This is a genomic window from Collinsella sp. TF08-11AT, assembly GCF_003437035.1.
Taxonomy (GTDB): Bacteria; Actinomycetota; Coriobacteriia; order Coriobacteriales; family Coriobacteriaceae; genus Collinsella.
The window spans coordinates 6453-25054 of record NZ_QSRL01000013.1 but is presented as its reverse complement, the minus strand read 5'-3'; the positions used below and the strand labels follow the sequence as shown (position 1 = coordinate 25054).

General features: G+C 59.0%; 17 protein-coding genes. 10 read left to right on the top strand and 7 right to left on the bottom strand.

What is annotated here, in order from left to right:
* Window positions 1–240: 240 nt before the first annotated feature.
* Both DXC79_RS08270 and DXC79_RS10070 read right to left on the bottom strand, forming a co-directional pair.
* A complete protein-coding gene (locus DXC79_RS08270; protein WP_117635838.1) occupies window positions 241–486 on the bottom strand; it encodes a glutaredoxin in 246 nt (81 codons plus the stop codon).
* Between the two features lie 51 nt (window positions 487–537).
* Window positions 538–1365, bottom strand: coding sequence for a TipAS antibiotic-recognition domain-containing protein (locus DXC79_RS10070; protein ID WP_117647358.1), 828 nt, complete (start codon window positions 1363–1365; stop codon window positions 538–540).
* Window positions 1366–1505: 140 nt separating this feature from the next.
* Between DXC79_RS10070 and DXC79_RS08260 the strand changes: the two genes are divergently transcribed.
* From DXC79_RS08260 to DXC79_RS08245, 4 genes are all read left to right on the top strand, one after another.
* On the top strand, window positions 1506–2243 hold the full coding sequence (locus DXC79_RS08260) for a tRNA (N6-threonylcarbamoyladenosine(37)-N6)-methyltransferase TrmO (RefSeq protein WP_233503087.1): 738 nt from the start codon (window positions 1506–1508) through the stop codon (window positions 2241–2243).
* Between the two features lie 112 nt (window positions 2244–2355).
* On the top strand, window positions 2356–3570 hold the full coding sequence (locus DXC79_RS08255) for a MalY/PatB family protein (protein ID WP_117635836.1): 1215 nt from the start codon (window positions 2356–2358) through the stop codon (window positions 3568–3570).
* 142 nt (window positions 3571–3712) lie between these two features.
* Window positions 3713–4582, top strand: a complete 870-nt coding sequence (locus DXC79_RS08250; RefSeq protein WP_117635835.1) for an ABC transporter substrate-binding protein — start codon at window positions 3713–3715, stop codon at window positions 4580–4582.
* Window positions 4579–6771: an ATP-binding protein gene (locus tag DXC79_RS08245; RefSeq protein ID WP_117635834.1), complete on the top strand. Its 2193-nt coding sequence runs from the start codon at window positions 4579–4581 to the stop codon at window positions 6769–6771. Before DXC79_RS08250 ends, DXC79_RS08245 begins: the two co-directional genes overlap by 4 nt.
* A gap of 70 nt (window positions 6772–6841) precedes the next feature.
* Here the strand turns inward: DXC79_RS08245 and DXC79_RS08240 are convergent, their stop codons facing one another.
* Both DXC79_RS08240 and DXC79_RS08235 read right to left on the bottom strand, forming a co-directional pair.
* Window positions 6842–7321, bottom strand: coding sequence for a pyridoxamine 5'-phosphate oxidase family protein (locus DXC79_RS08240; RefSeq protein WP_117635833.1), 480 nt, complete (start codon window positions 7319–7321; stop codon window positions 6842–6844).
* 42 nt (window positions 7322–7363) lie between these two features.
* Window positions 7364–10168, bottom strand: coding sequence for a transporter substrate-binding domain-containing protein (locus tag DXC79_RS08235; protein WP_158550997.1), 2805 nt, complete (start codon window positions 10166–10168; stop codon window positions 7364–7366).
* Between the two features lie 254 nt (window positions 10169–10422).
* Here DXC79_RS08235 and DXC79_RS08230 point away from each other — a divergent pair, with 254 nt between their 5' ends.
* From DXC79_RS08230 to DXC79_RS08220, 3 genes are all read left to right on the top strand, one after another.
* Window positions 10423–10848 carry a potassium channel family protein gene (locus DXC79_RS08230; protein ID WP_117862347.1) on the top strand — a complete coding sequence of 142 codons (426 nt, stop codon included), beginning with the start codon at window positions 10423–10425 and terminating at the stop codon, window positions 10846–10848.
* Window positions 10849–10884: 36 nt separating this feature from the next.
* The gene (locus tag DXC79_RS08225; protein WP_117635830.1) at window positions 10885–11418 is read left to right on the top strand and encodes a TIGR00730 family Rossman fold protein; all 534 of its coding nucleotides are present in this window, start codon (window positions 10885–10887) and stop codon (window positions 11416–11418) included.
* Window positions 11419–11543: 125 nt separating this feature from the next.
* On the top strand, window positions 11544–12842 hold the full coding sequence (locus DXC79_RS08220; protein WP_117635829.1) for a chloride channel protein: 1299 nt from the start codon (window positions 11544–11546) through the stop codon (window positions 12840–12842).
* A gap of 95 nt (window positions 12843–12937) precedes the next feature.
* Here DXC79_RS08220 and DXC79_RS08215 read toward each other — a convergent pair whose 3' ends face one another.
* The 3 genes from DXC79_RS08215 to DXC79_RS08205 are packed head-to-tail and all read right to left on the bottom strand — an operon-like array spanning window position 12938 to window position 14918.
* Entirely contained in the window at window positions 12938–13636 is a 699-nt protein-coding gene (locus DXC79_RS08215) for an ABC-2 transporter permease (RefSeq protein WP_117635828.1), read from the bottom strand.
* Window positions 13633–14514 (bottom strand): ABC transporter ATP-binding protein, encoded by an 882-nt coding sequence (locus DXC79_RS08210; RefSeq protein WP_117635827.1) that lies wholly within the window; start codon window positions 14512–14514, stop codon window positions 13633–13635. The genes DXC79_RS08215 and DXC79_RS08210 overlap by 4 nt, the downstream gene beginning before the upstream one ends.
* A 23-nt stretch (window positions 14515–14537) precedes the next feature.
* Entirely contained in the window at window positions 14538–14918 is a 381-nt protein-coding gene (locus DXC79_RS08205) for a GntR family transcriptional regulator (RefSeq protein ID WP_117635826.1), read from the bottom strand.
* A gap of 479 nt (window positions 14919–15397) precedes the next feature.
* Here DXC79_RS08205 and DXC79_RS08200 point away from each other — a divergent pair, with 479 nt between their 5' ends.
* From DXC79_RS08200 to DXC79_RS08190, 3 genes are all read left to right on the top strand, one after another.
* A complete protein-coding gene (locus DXC79_RS08200) occupies window positions 15398–17011 on the top strand; it encodes a peptide chain release factor 3 (protein WP_117635825.1) in 1614 nt (537 codons plus the stop codon).
* A 156-nt stretch (window positions 17012–17167) separates the two neighbouring features.
* Complete coding sequence (locus DXC79_RS08195; protein ID WP_233503086.1) at window positions 17168–17890, top strand: VUT family protein; 723 nt, start codon at window positions 17168–17170, stop codon at window positions 17888–17890.
* A 9-nt stretch (window positions 17891–17899) separates the two neighbouring features.
* Entirely contained in the window at window positions 17900–18580 is a 681-nt protein-coding gene (locus tag DXC79_RS08190) for an SDR family NAD(P)-dependent oxidoreductase (RefSeq protein WP_117635824.1), read from the top strand.
* Window positions 18581–18602 lie beyond the last annotated feature (22 nt).

Sequence of the window (18602 nt, the reverse complement as noted above, 5' to 3'; positions counted from 1 at the left end):
TAACCATCCCGATCGGGGCAACATCGAGCGATGAGCTCCATGAGGCGGCTTCTCTTTTTGTATACAATTTTGTAGACAAAAATACAAGTAACTAGTCATTTAAGAACGTCCCCAACGACTGCCCACAAATAGCTGTACGTCAGCATCCAAAGATGTCGAAAAATATCGACTTTGGATGCTGACGTACATGTTTGTGCCGTATGGGTTTGTGCGTTGGGGCCGGCCGACCGCAATAGAACGCTAGAGCAGGTTCTTCTGTATCCACGCGATGATGTCGCCCGACTCGTAGAGTGGCGTGCCGTCAATGAACAGGCAGGGAACTTGGCGCTTTCCGCCGACGGCGATGAGCGTCTGCTCGGCATCGGAATCGGTCGAGATATTACGCTCGGGGATGGTCACGCCGTTATCGGCCAGGAAACGCTTGACCTTTATGCAATACGGGCAGCCGGTCATAACGTAGAGCGCGAGCTCGTGATCAGTAGCCATAGGTCTCCAATCGGTTGAGGTTTCGATTGAAATACCCAAAGCCGCCGCGGTCTATGCACGCGTCAACGACGACTCGATTGCCTGCACCAGAAACGCCGTGGCGCCGGTGCCGCAGGGCTTGTCGTAGTAGTCAACAAAGCGCTGGTCGGCAAGATAGCCGTGGGCGAGGCCCAAGTACGCCTCGTCTTGGGGCTCGCATCCCCAGTTGAGAGCAATCCAGCGACGATGCATCGCGACAAGCTTGCGAGCCTCGCTTCCATCCGGTTCGCCGTCGCTCATGGCAATCGAGAGCTGGCCCAGAATAGCGCGTTCAAGTTCCTTCATGTCGTTCCATGTCTGAGGATCCATATCCAGTAACGTTTCGTTTGCTGCATCGATAGCCTCATCGCCATAGCGCGCCCGCGCTTCGGCGCCGTAGCGCTCCTCGTTTTCTTGCACGGCGCGCCAGCGTTCCAGTTGCGGCAGCACGGCGCCCATGAGCGAGACAGCTTCGTCGAGCGACATACCGGTGTTTTGTGCCAGGCGCGGGGCACAATCCTCGATCATTGCCTCCATCGTAGTGTCGTAGGTGTACTTGCCGTGGTCGTAGCACCACTTGCAGTAATGATCGGTCGCGGTGCCCGCAGCATCGGTGCCGCAGTCGTCGGGTGTGAGCACCATGCCGCAGCTCTGGCAATAGTGCTCGGGCATTTCGAGCAGGTGGGACAGCGGTTCTCCGGTTACGGCGGCAATGAGCTTCATCATGTCGATGCCCGGGGTGACTTCGCCGCGCTCCCAGCGGCTGACGGCTTGGCGCGTGACATAGAGCTTGGCGGCAAGCTGCTCTTGGGTAAGGTTGTTGGCGCGACGGACGGCGATGAGTTTTTCTGCAAAGGCCATGATAGTTCCTTTCTGCTGCTTGCGGCTTTAAGCATACGCGGCGGCCGACGCCCTTCCAAGCAACCGTTGGTTGCAAAAGGGGCGGTCGCGGTGAGGGATTACGCGCATCGCGCATGCCCTCATGCCGTACAATGACCGGCATGAAACCTATTGCACACATACATACCGACCTGCCGCAAAAGTTCGGCATCCCGCGCAACAGCTTTTTGGCGCCCCATCTTGAGGGACGCATCGTCTTTGAGCCGGAATTTGCCTCCAGCGCGGCAGTTGAGGGTCTGGACTCCTTCTCTCACCTGTGGCTGCTCTGGCGCTTTGAAAACGGAACACCCGGCGGCGCGGCCGAAGACATCGCCGCCGATGCCAAGACACAGGATAGGTCCGGCACCAACGCCAAGTGGTCGAAGACCGTGCGTCCGCCGCGCTTGGGTGGAGCCGAGCGCGTGGGCGTATTTGCCACGCGCAGCCCGTTTCGACCTAATCCCATTGGGCTTACCTGCGTCAAACTCGATCATGTCGGGCTTACCGACGATGGCCCCATCATCCATGTGCTAGGGGCCGATCTGCGTGACGGCACGCCCATCTACGACATTAAGCCCTACATTCCGTTTGCGGACTGCCACTCGGATGCGACCGGCGGCTGGATTGAGGATGCGCCGTGGCAAGAGCTCGACGTTGACTTCCCGCAAGCGCTGCAGGAGATGGTCCCGCCCACGAAGCTCCCCGGGTTGGTCGAGGTCCTTCGCCAAGATCCGCGCCGCGCGGGTAGCAAGCACGAGCCAAACCGCATTTACCACTTGGCTTACGCTGGGCTCGACATATCCTTTACGGTTGACGGATCCAAGTTGACGGTAACCGCCGTCAACGACGCGCGGGACTAGCCAGCCATTCGATGGCGCTCGCCAAATTCAACGCCAAACCCCGTGCCAAAATCGCCCACGCTGGTGGACAATAACGCCTATCAAAACAATCCGCTTTGCACGGGAGCTCAGCATGAAATACGACTTTACTTCGCTTATCGACCGCCACGGCATGGACGCCATCGCCGTTGACTCCTGGGGCGAGATCCCTGGCATGGCTCCGAACGCGCCCGACGAGGGCTTCGACCGCATCCCCATGTGGGTGGCGGACATGAATTTTGCCACGGTGCCCACGGTCCAGGAGCACATCATTCAGCGCGCCCAGCATCCCATGTTTGGCTATTTCGATCCGCGCGACGAGTACTTCGACCGCATCATCGAATGGCAGAGCCGACGTAATGGCGTCGAGGGTCTGCTCCCGGAGCATATCGGCTACGAAAACGGCGTGCTGGGCGGTGTCGTGTCGACCCTGCGGGCGTATGTCCAGCCGGGCGATGCGGTGCTGGTCCACAGCCCTACCTACATCGGCTTTACCAAGTCCATCGAAGCCGCGGGCTATCGCATTGTCCACAGCCCGCTTAAGCTCGACGACCAGGGCGTGTGGCGCATGGACTTTGAGGACATGGAACGCAAGCTCACCCAAAACCACATCCACGCCGCGGTGTTCTGCTCGCCGCACAATCCTTGTGGCCGCGTATGGGAGCGCGACGAGATCGAGCGCGCCATGGACATCTATCGCCGGCACGATTGCGTGGTGATTTCGGACGAGATTTGGTCCGACATCATCTTGCCCGGTCACAAGCATATCCCGACGCAGTCGGTGAGCGAGGATGCCCGCATGCGCACGGTCGCCCTCTATGCGCCCAGCAAGACGTTTAACCTGGCGGGCCTGGTCGGCAGCTACCACATCATCTATAACGAGACGCTGCGCGACCGCGTGTGCGCCGTGTCCAATAAGACCCACTACAACGAGATGAATGTCCTTTCGATGCATGCGCTTATCGGCGCCTACCAGCCGCAGGGCTACGAGTGGCTCGATGAGCTCAACGAGGTTATCGAGGGCAACATTGACTACTTCTGCGATTACGTGGACGAGCATTTTGAGGGCGTGTCCTATTCGCGCCCGCAGGGCACCTATATGGTGTTCCTGGACTGCACGGAGTGGTGCTGCGTGCATGGGCACGATATTCAGTGGCTGCTCGACGAGGGGGCGCGTGTGGGCGTGGGCTATCAGGACGGCCGTCCATTCCATGGACCTTGCCACATTCGCGTGAATCTGGCGCTGCCGCTTTCGCGTGTAAGGGAGGCGTGCGACCGCTTGGACCGCTACGTTTTTAATGCACGGTAAGTGAGTGCTGCATGCGGGGCTGTCTGCCAGATTGGCTGGAAGGCCCCGTATGGTAAAGCATCTGTAACCATTGAGCGCAAGCGCGGTTTTGTCTGCTAATATCTTTGCTCTTGAGTCTGTAAACAGGATCGTCTGGAGCTCGATGAAAAGACCTCGTCGCTCGGCCGCCATATCGTTGTTTGTTGCGCTTGCAGTGGTGGGCGCCTTTGTCGTGGCGATAGCTGGCTGTTCCGGGTTGAATGATGGGGCCGCGGCGTCTGCATCAGAAGGCGCAGCCGCCTCGCAGGTCAAAGACGACAACCTTAAGACGCTCAACGTCGGCAGCGACCTCTATCCACCGTTTGTGTATAGCAACGAGTACGGCGATATTGTTGGCCTGGATGTCGATATTTTGACCGAGGCTTTGGGCCGCATTGGCTACAAGCCAAAGTACCAGCTGATCGACTGGGAAAAGAAGAAAGAGCTGCTGGCGAGCGGCGAGCTCGATTGCGTCATGGGCAGCTTTAGTATGACGGGCCGCGAAGGCGAGTATCGCTGGGCGGGGCCGTACCTTGCGAGCCGACAGGTGGTTGCTGTCGATCCCGAAAGCGATATCTACACGCTTGCCGATCTTGAGGGTAGGGTCGTGGCGGTCCAGTCCACCACCAAGCCCGAATCGATTCTGCTCAATCACACCAATGAAAACGTTCCGCAGATTAAGGAGCTCTACAGCTTTTCGGACCGCTCGTACCTGAACCCGGCGCTTGTCGAGGGCCTAGTCGACGCCATCGCCGCGCATGAGTCCTCGCTGCTCACCTACGAAAAAGACTATGGCGTGACGTATCGCATTTTGTCTGAGCCGCTGCTAGAGGTTGGTTTGGGCACCGCTTTCGATATCAACGACACACGCGGCATCGACGTTAAGCTCACCCATGCCTACCAAGAAATGCTTGCCGATGGCACCATGGAGCGCCTGGTGTCAAAGTATTTTGATGACCCTTCGCCCTTTTTGAATGTGGAGGGCCTGTCATGATTGATGCGTCCGACCACACCGCTCAGGAGCGGGGCGATCGTTCGGCACGGGAATGGCTCATCGTCGTCCTGTTGGGGATAGCGCTCTCGATTGTTGCCGGCGTGACGAGCTACGCCTACACGACAGCTCAGGCCGAGCAGCGCTTTGCCGACGTTGTCGATTACGTGGCGACACAGAGCCTTTCCTACGATGCGTTCAACAGCGCCTATGCGACCAAAAACCTGATTCGCGTTATGGAGATCGCCGGAGAGGCGGCGCGCGATATGGAGCGCGACGGCTCGGTGGATAACGCTACGTTGGAGCAATATGCTGACCAGTTTAATGTGACAGCGCTGATCGTAACGGACGCATCGGGCAATTTGGTGTCCGAGTCCTCGACGGACGACGTGGGCTACGAGTCGCTTGCTGCATATCTCAAAGAAGCGCCCGTGCTGGAGGTGGCAACCCATCCGCTTAAGTCCTATACCGCTCGCATTACGCTTGCGGACGATTCGGTCGCAGACATTGGCTGCGTGGCCCGGCGGGACGGTGAGGGCATCGTTGTCGCGGTGAGGCACCAGAGCGCCAAGGCGGTCGCGAGCAATACGCTCAAGTTGCAGAGCTTGCTCGATGGTTATGAGACCATCGATAGCGGCAATATCGTGATCGAAAACGATGGCAAGGTCGTTGCGACCAATGCCGTTGAGCCCACCATATCGGGTGTGTTCGACTTGCCGGCGACGGACGCCATCGCTGTCGACGGTATTAAGGATCGATGCCTGGCTGGTAAGGTCAGGTTGGTTAACGCCAACGGCAAGTGGTATTTGGGCACATTTGGCAAAGCTCGCAATTTTTACGTGTACACCTATGCCTCGGCGCAGCGCTACTTTGAGGCCGTCGCGGCTGTTGCTGCCGGCGCGCTGGTGCTCTACAGCGGTGTTATAGCCGCTGTTGTGATGGTGCGTCGTCGCGCCGATCGTCGACGTTTGACGGACTTGCTGCAGCAGGAACGCGACTATGGTGACAAGCTGGCAAAGGCAGCGCGCGAGGCCTCCTCTGCCAACTCGGCAAAGACGGAGTTCCTGCGTCGCATGAGCCACGATCTGCGCACGCCCATCAACGGCATTCGCGGCATGGTCGAGGTGGGCGATGCCAATGCGGACGATCTGCAAAAGCAGGCTGAGTGTCGCTCAAAAATCTGGACGGCATCGGGGCTGCTGCTCGACCTTGCCAACGAGGCGCTCGATATGAGTCGCCTGGAGAGCGGGCAGGTCGACCTGAACCTCGTGCCTACAAATTTGGTGGCCCTCACCCGTGAAGTGCGCGATATTCTGGAGCGCCAGGCCGAGGAGCGTCTGGTGACAATTATCTGCGACCAACAGGCTCTTGATCATCCCTATGCACGGGTGAGCGTGACGCACCTCAAGCGCTTGTTGGTCAATATTGCCGGTAATGCCGTCAAGTACAACCGCCGGGGCGGCTATGTTCGCCTGACGTGCCGCGAGGTGGAGCCGGTGGATGGCGTTCCTGTCTATGAGTACACGATCGCCGATAACGGTATCGGCATGAGCGAGGAGTTCCAGCAGCGTCTCTTTGAGCCGTTTAGCCGCGAGGAACAACAGGTGGAAGGCGCTTCGTCGGGAACCGGCCTGGGCGCGTCTATCGCCAAACAGTTGGTCGAGCTTATGGGCGGAACCATGAGCTTTACGAGCACCTTGGGACAGGGGACGACGTTTACCATCCGCCTGCCGTTTGAGAAGTGCAAGCGCTCCGAGATTCCTCTGGCAGTTCGCGTGGATGCAGGCGACGGTGATGCGCTCCAGGACTTGAGCGTCTTGCTCGTAGAGGATAACGACCTGAATGCCGAGATCGCGCAGTTTACGCTCGACCGTGCCGGTGCCATCGTGACGCATGCCAAGGATGGTGAGTCTGCCGTCGAGATGTTTGCCGCGAGCGCGCCTCACGAGTACGACGTGGTGTTGATGGACATCATGATGCCCGGTATTGATGGCCTTGAGGCCACGCGTCGGATTCGAGCGCTCGATCGCGAGGATGCCGCGACCACGCCGATTATCGCCGTGAGCGCCAACGCCTTTGCCGACGACCGCAGGCTTTCGCGTGAGGCGGGCATGAACGCACATCTGAGCAAGCCTGTGAGCTCGCAAGAGCTCGTTGAGGCGCTTGCGCACATAGCCGCCGATGCTTCATAAGCATATGGCCCGGTTCCCATGTTGGTTGGAGCCGGGCCATATTGCTATTGGTGAGACCTGCTTTTAGGGCTTACTTCTCGTGAATCTGCTTGCCGCAAAGATGCTCAATCGAAATCTCGTAGAGTTGGACGCCCTTGATGTCTTTGGCGATTTCCTCCTCGACTTCTTCGGCAGAAGGGTAGTACTTAAGCGCGAGCTGGCGGACTTTGTCCTCGATAAACGTAGGCGTCTCATCTACCAGACGGCAGCGGCCAAAGACCACGGTACTCATAACGTAGGGAGCCCAGTCATCGTCCTTGTACCACTCGTTGCCGTACACGGTAAAACAGACTTTGTCGTCACGCCTGAGTGAATCGACCTTGTGACCGGCCTTGGCGCCATGGAAATAAATCTTGTCGTGCTCGGTGTCAAAGAAGTAGTTGACGGGAATGGCATAGGGGTAGCCATCATCGCCGTTGACGGCAAAGATGCCGCGCTTGCGGGTGGCGAGCAGTTCGCGCGCTTCCTCGTCAGTGATGGCGCGTTTCTTTCGACGCAGGGGCCTAAACATCGTTGGCTTCCTTTCTAACTGTGCATGGTGGTAGAGCACAAACTATAGCGACACAGTTCCGTTTTTCTTGATGCGGGCGAGCATGTTTTTGAGCTTGTTAAAGTCGAGCGGCTTGGGCAGATGGGCGTTCATGCCGGCATCGTGTGCCGCCTTGGCGTCCTCGACAAAGGCGTTGGCGGTGAGCGCGATGATGGGGATGTCATCCGCATCGGCCTTCTCGCTCAGACGAATCGCGCGAGTTGCCTCGTAGCCATCCATACCCGGCATCATGATGTCCATCAGGATCGCATCGAAGCTGCCGGCGGGGCGACTAGTGTATAGATCGACCGCTTCGTTGCCGTCGGCGGCGCGAGTTACGACGATGCCTTCGCTTTCGAGCAGGGCCTGGGCAATTTCGGCATTGAGCTCGTTGTCTTCGGCCAAAAGAATGTTCATGCCGGCAAGCGAGCAGCTGATCGCCTGCTCGTCCGCACCTTCTCTTGCCTGAGGGTTCTTGTCGATGTCGAGCGGAATCTGGACGTTGAACGTACTTCCCACGCCAACCTCGCTCGAAATCTCAATCGTGCCGCCCATCATGTCGATGAGCGATTTGACGATTGGCATGCCCATGCCAGTTCCCTGAAATTTACTGCGGGCATCGTTGCCTTCTTGGGCAAACGGTTCGTAGATGTGCTTAAGAAACTCGGGCGACATGCCGATGCCGGTGTCCGAGACGTTAAAGCAAAACACTGCGTGCTCGTCATCGAGCGGTTTGACAGTCGACGAGAATGTGACGGTGCCACCGCGCTTGTTGTACTTGATGCTGTTGTCGAGCAGGTTGACGAGGATTTGTCGAATATGGGTGGGGCTGCCGATCATGTATTGGTCGACAGCGTAGGGCTCGCTGGTGTCGAGCATTGTTATGCCGCGGTCCGATGCACGGAGCTTGCACAGTACGAGCGCATCGTCGCACAGCTCTTTGAGGTTGAATGATTCGTGCTCGAGCGTCACTTTGCACTCCTCGATCCTGCCCATCTCGAGGATGTCATTAATGAGCGACAACAGATGGTTAGCGGCAACACGCGCTTTGGCGCGGCTTTCGCGGGCGACCTGCATGTCGCCTTCTTTCAATTCCTCAATTTCGATAAGGCCCAGCATGCCGTTGAGCGGTGTGCGGATATCGTGGCTCATGCGCGTGAGGAAAGCGGTTTTGGCGGCGTTGGCGGCGTCGGCTTTCTGGCGTTCCTGCTGCGCGCGTTGAAGCGACCAGATAAGGACGACGATGCCGGCGAGCAAAATGAAGATGATAACGGTCGCAACGGCGATGCGGTTGCGGTAGATAAACCGGAACGTGTCCGATTCTTGCGCCGAGTACGATGCGGGCGAATAGCTGCTTGCAGAGAGCGATTCGCCTGCATTGATGATGCCCTTATTAATGATTCCCAACAGCTCGGACTTGCCGCGCGAAATCAAGCACGATAGTTGCGCCGTGTTGGTGAGTTCCTGTGTTTCGAAGTCCTCGATGTCGTGGGCGTCGCGGATGGTTTGCAGGCGCGTACTGGGGACAATGATGCAACTTGCCGTCCCCTTATTGAGGGCTTTGAGCGCCTCGTCGGCATTCGGATATTCGGTTACCGTTGCGTCGGGGAATAGGCTCTCGAGCTCAAAACGGTTGACGATCGCGCCCTCTGTGCAAGCGATACTCTTAAGGTCACTGTCCAGGTTGTTGCTGCTGTGAATGGCGGTCAGGGAGACCGTTCCCATCGGGTTTGACTGGATGGTTCCTCCCTGCTCGGCAAGCCAGTAGTCGCGAAACAGCGGCAGGGCGACATCGATGGTTCCTTTGGAAAGGGCTTTGGTCATTTGCTTGTTGCTCGAGAACGCGACTGTTTTAACCGTAATGTCAAACTTGTCGTGCAGCGTCGTTGCAAGCGAGGCGAGCGACCCTTCCATCTCGCCGTCGTCGTTTTGCGTGCAGTAGGGAAGTTGGTTTTTCAGATAGCCGAGCGTAATGGTGTTGCCGTTTGCTTTGAGCCAGGAGCGCTCGACGCCGGTGAGCAATGACGAGCCGCTGTTTTGGGCCGAGTAGCTCGATTTGACTTCGTCGTTATAGCGCGGGTTGACGCGGGAGATTGATGTCATGGCGGCATTGATGTCGTTCATCAGATCGGGGCGGCTTTTGGGAACGGCAAAATAGTAGTCGCTCGAGCCTACGTAGAACATGGGCGACGCGTCGGGCGACGAAATGGTGTCGTTCATGATAATAGCGTCGACCTCGCCGTCTGAAAGCGCGTCAAAGAGGGCGCTGCCGGTGTCGATTTCTTTATAAGTACAGGTGATGCCCTCGTTGGCGAGCCACTGCTGGCCGACGACGGTTTGCATAACGCCAGAATTGCAGCCGATGGTAAGGCCTTGAAGCGCTTGGGGGTCACCCTTGGCCAGATCGTCGCGATCGGGTCTGGCGTAGATGTAGTAGCGCTCGGTGCCCTCGGGGTTCGAGGAAAAGAGTAACTTCTGCTCGCGCTCTGCCGAATACGAGATGTTGGGCATGAGGTCGATTTCGCCCGCCTCGAGCATGTCCAAAAGCTCGGTGAAAGTGCCAGGAACGTATTCGTATTGCCAACCCTTTGTGTAATACGAGAGGGTCTGGAGGTATTCGTAGCCCCATCCCGAGAGGCGCTCGCCCGGCGTGCCTTCCTGGAAGCCTGAGTTGTTGACAAGCCAGCCAACGCGGACCGTCTTGACCTGCTGGTCAGAGTCGGCGGCAAAGGCCGGGGTGGGCATGACGGCGCTCAGTATGGCGAGCGCGGCAAGCGCGACGGCTAGGGTGCGATATAGAGCTAAGCGAAGGACGGCGGAAGGTTTCACATACAATCCTATCGAGTCGAGGCAATACCGCATTAGGATACCAGCTCAGCTGGCCCACTCGGCAACTCCACCGCTAAACGGTCCGCCCGGCACTGGCGACTAGTCATTGGGGACGTTCTTAAACGACTAGTCATCGGGGACGTTCTTGTTTGACTAGTCATTTAAGAACGTCCCCAATGACTAGTTCCGTTTGCGGGGGAGGCGTGGGACAATACCGAGCGAATGTGATTGGGCGTCTGGGAAAAGGGGTCGCGATGAACAAGTTGAGGACGCTCGCCGACGTGCTGCGACAGGCTGGCTTTGCACGCATCACGGGCCTGTTTCTTATCTTTTACCTGCTGTGCTCGACGGCCGTCTGGCTGTCCGACCCTGCGACCCTTACGTTTGGCGATGGCCTCTGGTTTAGCTTTGAGACCGTATCGACGATCGGCTTTGGCGATATCCCGGCCGAAACGCCGGTTGCCCGCGCTATCACCGTCGTTTTGAGCGTCATCAGCATCTTCTACATCGCCATGCTCACGGGCGTGGCGGTGAACTACTGCAACACGCTCATCAAGATGCGCCAAAAGGACACCATGGCGCGCTTTATGGATGATCTGGAGCATTTGGAAGAGCTCGATCGTGACGAGCTTGCCGACCTATCGCGCCGTGTGCGCGAATATCGCCGACGCCAACGCTAGAACGGGCGCCGCGCGTCACGACGAGGGGGACTGAATATGAATATCACGGTATACCTGGGTGCCAGCGTCGGCAATGACCCGGCGTTTCTGCCCGCGGTGCAGGAGCTGGGCGACTGGATTGGCGCTAACGGACACGCGTTGGTATACGGCGGGTCCAAGTCGGGTCTGATGGGTGCGCTCGCCGATAGCGTACTCGAGGCAGGTGGACACGTGACGGGTGTTGAACCGAGCTTTTTTATCGAGGCCGAGTTTCAACATGACGGTATCGACGACCTCATCGTGACGAGTGACATGGCCGAACGCAAGGCCAAGATGATTGAGCTCGGTGACGCGTTCATCGCCTTTCCCGGTGGGACGGGTACGCTCGAGGAGATTGCCGAGGTCATGTCCGCCGTGTCGTTGGGGCATCTCGATGCGCCGTGCATTCTGTACAACCTTGGGGGCTACTACAACGATCTTAAGGCGTTGCTCGAGCACATGATTGATAAAGGGCTTTCGAGCCCGAGGCGCCAGCACGGCATCTACTTTGCCGACGATTTGCGCGAGATTGCCTCGATTATCAACGGATAAGTCTTGAGCCTGCCCCACTATGACTCCCAATGGTGCCGTTTGCGGCGCAGACGGTTGGCTCGTTCGGGTAACGCTCGCTCTACAATAAAACGTATCTTTGCCGAATTTGACCACGGGAGGTCCCGATGGATAGTCTTGCAAAACCCAAAAACCGTGCGCTGTTTTTAGTTAGCGTTGCCGTGACCGGTGCGTTCGCAGGCGCCGCGGTCTGGCTGTTCTTTTTTGCGATGGAGCACGGTGTCGACTATCTATGGACCGAGATTCCGCACGCGCTGGGCGTCGCTTCGCCTGAGCTCGCGAGCGGCCCGTTCGGTTTTCTGCCGTACCCGTTTTTTGTCTGCTTGCTGGGCGGCCTGCTGATCGGTCTGTACGAAAAGATTACGGGCACCAAGACCGATGACCTCAACCAGGTGATGGCCAAGGTTAAACAAGACGGTCGCTACCCGTACGACAACCTCGGCAAGCTTTCGCTTGCGGCATTGCTGCCGCTGCTGTTTGGCGGAAGTATTGGACCGGAGGCCGGCCTGACCGGAGTTATCGCGGGTCTGTGCAGCTGGGTCGGCGACCGCATGCGTCGCTTTGGCGCCGAGTTTAGGGAGCTCACGCTGCTGGGCACCCAGGCTGCCCTGACGGCGCTCTTTACCGCGCCCGTGTTTGGCTTTGTGGCGCCGCTCGCCGGTAGCGCCGACGGCCAGGGCGCTGGCGAGGACTCCGCGTCCGATGAGATCACCATCAAGCTGCCCAAGGCGCAAAAGACCGTGGTCTACGGCATCGCGATTGCCGGCGGTCTGGGCACCTATCTGCTGCTCGGCCAGCTTATGGGCGGCGGCATGGGCATGCCCAGGTTCGAGGCCGCCCAGGTGGGTAACCTGGAACTTGTCTGGCTCATTCCGCTGGCGTTGGTCGGCACCGTATGCGGTTGGCTGTACTTTGTCTCTGAGCATGCAAGCGAGGCACTGTCCCATGCAATAGGGGAGCGCCCGGTCGTCAAGGCCATGCTGGCCGGCCTGGCGCTCGCCATCTGTGGCACGGTCCTGCCCTACACCATGTTTGCCGGCGAGACCCAGGCCGATGTGCTCATGGAAACCTATCTGACCATTCCCGCTGGCGTGCTTATCGCGACCGGTCTTGTTAAGGCCGTGCTGACGCCCGCCCTCATCAACCTTGGTTGGCGCGGCGGCCACTTCTTCCCGGTTATCTTCTCGGGTGTGAGCCTGGGCTATGGCCTTGCCATCCTCACTGGCGCCGATCCGGTCTTTTGTGTCGCCGTCTGCACGGCATCGACGATGGGTGCCGTTATGCGCCAGCCGGTCATGGTCGTGGGCCTGCTGCTCATGTGTTTCCCGCTCAAGGGCATTGTCTGCATGATTATCGCTGCAGCCATCGCCGCCGGCATTCCGCTGCCCAAGCCGCTGCGCAAGTAGTACGGTGGCGCACGCCGGGGACATGCCGTTTGTCATGGATTTGCGGATGGGCGATTGCGACCGATTGTGGCCTACGTGGGTCAAGTTTCGTGTGGCTACAAATCGCGTGCTCGATAGACCTTGGTGCTGACGGTGCAGCTGATTGCACATAGCGCGAGGGCCAGTACGGCAATTCCTGCGCACAGGCAGCCGAGGACGGCAGGATTGGGATTCGCCCCAGCAATCGACATGAGCCAGTTGCTGATGGGGTTGGAGGAGCTCAGCGTGGCCATGGCAAGGCATCCGAGCAGGGCAAACAGGCCGACGGAAAGGCGCAGCGCCTCCATGTGTCCAAATCGAAAGAACAGCGGCTGTGCCAAAAACACCATCATGAGGGAGATGAGCATCGATGCTGCCGAGGCTATTGCAATCTCAAAGACGGTCTGTACCGTCGAAGTCACGCCCGCACTGTTGAAGAGCGGAAGAACGATGATGCTCAAAAGCGCGGCGGCGCACGCCATGACAGTCGAGAAGACAACGATGCACAGGTAGCGGGCACAAATAATGTCTTTGCGCGAGAGGGGCAGCGTTGCCCGATAACGCTCCCATCCGTTTTGATTGTCGAAGCCGGCCAGCGAGCTCATGACCATGATAGGCGACATGGCGCTGACCGCGCAGGCGCCGGCACTCATGCCAGAGTCACCGTCCGATGCGTTGGCGAGGGTCAGTACGACGAAGATGAACAGGCCGACGCCCGCGATGCTCGGGACAAGCGTGCGGACGATGGCGAGCTCAGACATAAAGGCGCGTTTCATTTCGAAGCCCCTTTCAGCGTGAGGCGAAGATAGTCATCAATGGTTGCCCGGTCGCAGGGAATCTCGGGGAAGGCCTCGAGCACATCGCGACGGTTGGGCACGAGCACGTCCACGCTATAGGCGTGGTGGGCGGCACGGGCGCCTTCGACGCAAGCCATGAGCTCGGACGCCTGCGCTTGAGTGCAGTGGGCGACGCCGGCGCGGTCGGTAATGTCTTCGCGCGGCAGGTCAAACACAATCGAGCCGTTATCGATGCAGATGACGCGGTCGGCAGTGCGATCGAGGTCGGATGTAATGTGGCTTGAGAGCAGCACGCTGTGCTGGCCGTCGGCGACAAAGGCGAGCAACTCGTCGAGCAGTTCCTCGCGCGCCATGGGATCGAGGCCCGCGGTGGCTTCGTCCAAAACGAGCAGCTTAGCATTGTGACTGAGCGCACAGGCGAGCTGCAGCTTCATGCCCATGCCGCGGGAGAGGCCCTTGACCTTCGTCTTGGGATCGAGGCCAAATCGGTCGATGAATCCGGCGAACGTTTCGCAGCTCCACGTGGGGTATGCCGGGCCTACGAGCCTCTCGACCTGGCCCACCTTGAGCGTGGAGGGGAAGGGACACGTGTCCAGGACAAGCCCGATGCGGGAGCGCAGGTGGCGCTGCGTCTCGTCGGGCGCGTTGGCGTCGCAGCGCTGTCCAAGCAGATGCACCTCGCCGGCATCGAGCTTTATAAGCCCAAGCGCGGCGCGAATGGTCGTCGTCTTGCCGGCGCCATTTGCGCCCACAAAGCCAACGATCTGGCCGGGCTCCACGGCGAGCGTGACGTCGCGTAGCGAAAAGCGGTCGCTCACGCGGCGTGAGACGCCTTTGAGCTCTAGCAAGTTTTGCATGGTATAGCCTTTCTTGCAGATGGCTACTGCATGGTTTCGGGGGCTACCAGGTCGAGCATCTCGTGCAATTTGTCGCGCGTGACGCCCAGGGTTTCGGCCTGCGTGGCGGCCTGCGCAAGCAACTCTTCGATATGGCAGAGCTGGTTTTCGCGCAAGAGCTCCTGGTTGCCCTCGGCGACAAAACAGCCCTTGCCCTGCACGGTGCAGATAAACCCGAGCTGCTCCAGGTCGGCGTAGGCACGCTTGGTGGTGATGACGCTCACGCCAAGATCGCTCGCGAGTGCACGGATGCTGGGGAGTTTGGCTCCCGCAGTGAGTACGCCCGAAAGGATCTGAGCTTTGACCTGCGAGGCTATTTGCTCGTAGATGGGCTTGTCGCTCGAATTGGATAGGATGATGTCCACAGCGGCTCCTTAGCTGTTGGGCTACACGTGTATATAACCGGTAAGCACAGTATATATACACTATGCACAGTTATGCAAGAGCTAAATGTGGAATAGCCCGCCGGCACCGCGCTTGCTCCAAAACAATCTCAATCTGTAACACCTGGGTCCGTTTTGGGTCGCCTGATGTTACAGATCGAGATCTTATTTGCCCGCCTGCCTATTTGTCTCAATCTGTAACAGTAAGAGTCGATTTGCGCGGCTAGATGTTACAGAACGAGACATTGGCGGCTCGCCTTCCAGTTTGTCTCGATCTGTAACAGGTAGGGGCTCAAAACCCGTCTTGCTGTTACAGATCGAGACAATCCTTGAGGCGGCTGCCCGGTGCACAGCGAGCTCGGCTAATGAATTTGTCCTGATAGGTGCCCTATGGCGGGATTTGGCGGCTACAATAATGCGGTTACAACGACGTAATGCACTCAATGCAAGAAAGGATCCGCATGGCAAGCCTGTCGGATGAAATCTCGTCGCGCCGCACATTCGCGATCATCAGCCACCCGGACGCCGGTAAGACCACGCTTACCGAGAAGCTGCTGCTCTATACCGGCAGCATCCAGACCGCCGGCTCGGTCAAGGGCAAGAGCTCGGCCAAACATGCCGTCTCGGACTGGATGGACATCGAGAAGGAGCGCGGTATTTCCGTTACCTCCTCGGTGCTGCAGTTCATCTACAACGGCGCCTGTGTCAATATCCTCGATACCCCCGGCCACCAGGACTTCTCGGAGGACACCTACCGCACCCTTATGGCCGCCGACGCCGCAGTCATGGTTATCGACGGCGCTAAGGGCGTCGAAGCCCAGACCAAAAAGCTCTTTAAGGTCTGTACACTGCGCCATATTCCCATCTTCACCTTTGTGAACAAGCTCGACCACGAGGCTCGCGATCCGTTTGAGCTCATGGAAGAGATCGAGAACGTTCTGGGCATCAACACCTATCCCATGAACTGGCCGATCGGCAGCGGCCGCAACTTCCGCGGCGTGTTTGACCGTCAGACCCGTCGCGTCATCGCTTTTGAGGGCGACGGCCACGCCAACGCCACAAAGAAGGTCGCCGAGGTCGAGGCCGAGCTGGGCGACCCCGCCATGGATGAGCTTATTGGCGAGGAGAACCACAAGAACCTGATGGACGACATCGAGCTGCTCGATGGCGCCGGCGACGAGCTCGACCTGGATGCCGTGGCCTGCGGCAAGCTGAGCCCGGCGTTCTTTGGCTCGGCGCTCACCAACTTTGGTGTGGAGCCCTTCCTCAAGGAATTCCTGCGCCTTGCCCCGACGCCGCGCGCCTACACCGATACGCTCACCAGCGAACCGGTCGCGCCTGCCGAGAACGACTTTAGCGGCTTTGTCTTTAAGATCCAGGCCAACATGGACAAGAACCACCGCGACCGCATTGCCTTCGTGCGCATTTGCTCGGGCAAGTTCGAGCGCGGCATGGATGCCTTCCATATGCAGGGTAACCGCAAGCTCAAGCTGGCTACGGGCACCTCGATGATGGCCGACGACCGCGCCATCGTGGACGAGGCCTATGCGGGCGATATCGTGGGTCTGTTCGATCCGGGCATCTTTAGCATCGGCGACACCGTGTGCTCCGGCAAGCGTCACGTGCAGTATCCGCAGATCCCGACGTTTGCCCCCGAGATGTTCGCCCGTATCACGCAGGTCGACACGCTCAAGCGCAAGCAGTTCGTGAAGGGCATGGAGGAGCTTGCCCAGGAGGGTGCCATCCAGATCTTCCGCGAGCTGGGCGCCGGCATGGAAAGCGTCATTGTGGGCGTGGTCGGCGTGCTGCAGTTTGAGGTGCTCGAGCGCCGCCTGAAGGCCGAGTATCGCGTCGAGGTTCGTCGCCAGCCGCTGCCCTATACGGACATTCGCTGGATCCAGAACGACCCCGACACCATCGACATCCCGGGTCTTTCGCTCACGCGCGACACGCTGCGCGTCGAGGATATGCGCGGCGGCAAGCTGCTGCTGTTCACGAGCCCATGGAACGTGGATTGGGCGACCGACCATAACCCCGACCTCATCCTGTCGGAGTTTGGCAACGTAACGTTTTAGCGCACCGGCGCGGTGGCCTTGCGGGGCTGCCGCGCCGTTTGCTTGCCTGATGCCGTGTGAGCGGCTATCATACCCACCGTCGTCTCAAGACCGGGGCGTCCGAGCAGTTCGGGTCCGATATCCTGCTCGTTAAACCTAAAACCAAAGGAGTACATAATGATCAAGAAGGTCATGGAGGACTACAAGGTCCTGTTGCGGAGCATTCCCGCGGCAACGGTTTCGCTGTTTTTCGTGAGCGTTATCATGATGAACCTGCTGGCCAACAAAGAGCTTATCAGCCTGCCGTATCTGGCACTCGATTGCGGCTTTGTGGTGAGCTGGGTTTCGTTTTTGTGCCAGGACATGATCTGCAAGCGCTTTGGCGCCAAGGCATCCATCAAAATCTCTATCCTCGCGCTGCTGGTCAACCTGGCCGTGAGCCTGTGCTTTTGGGCATGCTCGCTCACGCCCGGCATGTGGGGTGCCTACTACGACACGGGTATGATCGAGGTCAACGCCGCCCTTAACGCCACCATCGGCGGCACCTGGTACGTGGTGCTGGGCTCTTCGCTGGCAATGCTCGTTTCTGCCGTGGTTAACTCCACGCTCAACCAGTCGCTCGGCCGCATGCTCAAAAAGAATAACTTTGCGAGCTTTGCCTTCCGCTCTTATGTGTCCACGGGTGTTGGCCAGTTTATCGACAACTTGGTCTTTGCCATTGTGGTGAGCCACACGTTCTTTGGTTGGACCTGGGTGCAGGTCCTTATGTGCTCGCTGACCGGCGCTGTCGCCGAGCTGCTGTGCGAGGTCTTTCTGAGCCCCGTGGGCTATAAGGTCGTGCGCGGCTGGGAGCGCGAGAATGTGGGCTCCGAGTACCTCGAGCGCCACGCAGCTGCCTAAGGAGCACCTATGCGGGTTTTGATCACGGGCGCTTCGGGCGGCATTGGAGCCGCGTGCGTGCAGCGCTTTTTGGACGAGGGCCACGAGGTCGTGGGCTTTGATCTGCTGCCGGCGGCCGTCGAGCACGAGCGCTATCGCCATCTGATCGTTGATGTCCGCGAGCCGGACTCGTTTCCAGACGGCCTTGAGCCTCAGGCGATCGTAAACGTTGCCGGCACGCAAGATTTGGCCGACGACATCGCTGCCAACCTGCGTGGCACCATCAACGTGACCGAGCGCTATGCCTTTGCGGGGGAGGGGCTTGCCGCCAAGCCGGCGCCTGCTATCCAATCCGTGGTCAATGTGGGGTCGGCGAGCGGACATACGGGATCGGAGTTTCCCGCCTATGCTGCCAGCAAGGGCGGCGTTATCGCCTACACCAAGAACCTTGCAAACCGCCTGGCGCCGCAGGCCATCGCCAACAGTGTGGACCCGGGCGGCGTTATCACGCCGCTCAACCGTTGCGTGATGGAGGACGAGCACCTGTGGAGTCAGATTATGGAGCTCACGCCGCTTAAGCGCTGGGCCACCGCCCAAGAGATCGCCGAGTGGATCTACTTTGTGGGCGTGACCAACCGGTTTATGACCGGGCAGAGTCTGCTCATTGACGGTGGCGAGGCCGGCCGCACACAATTTATTTGGCCCGAATAGCAAAACGCGCCCGATGGCAAGA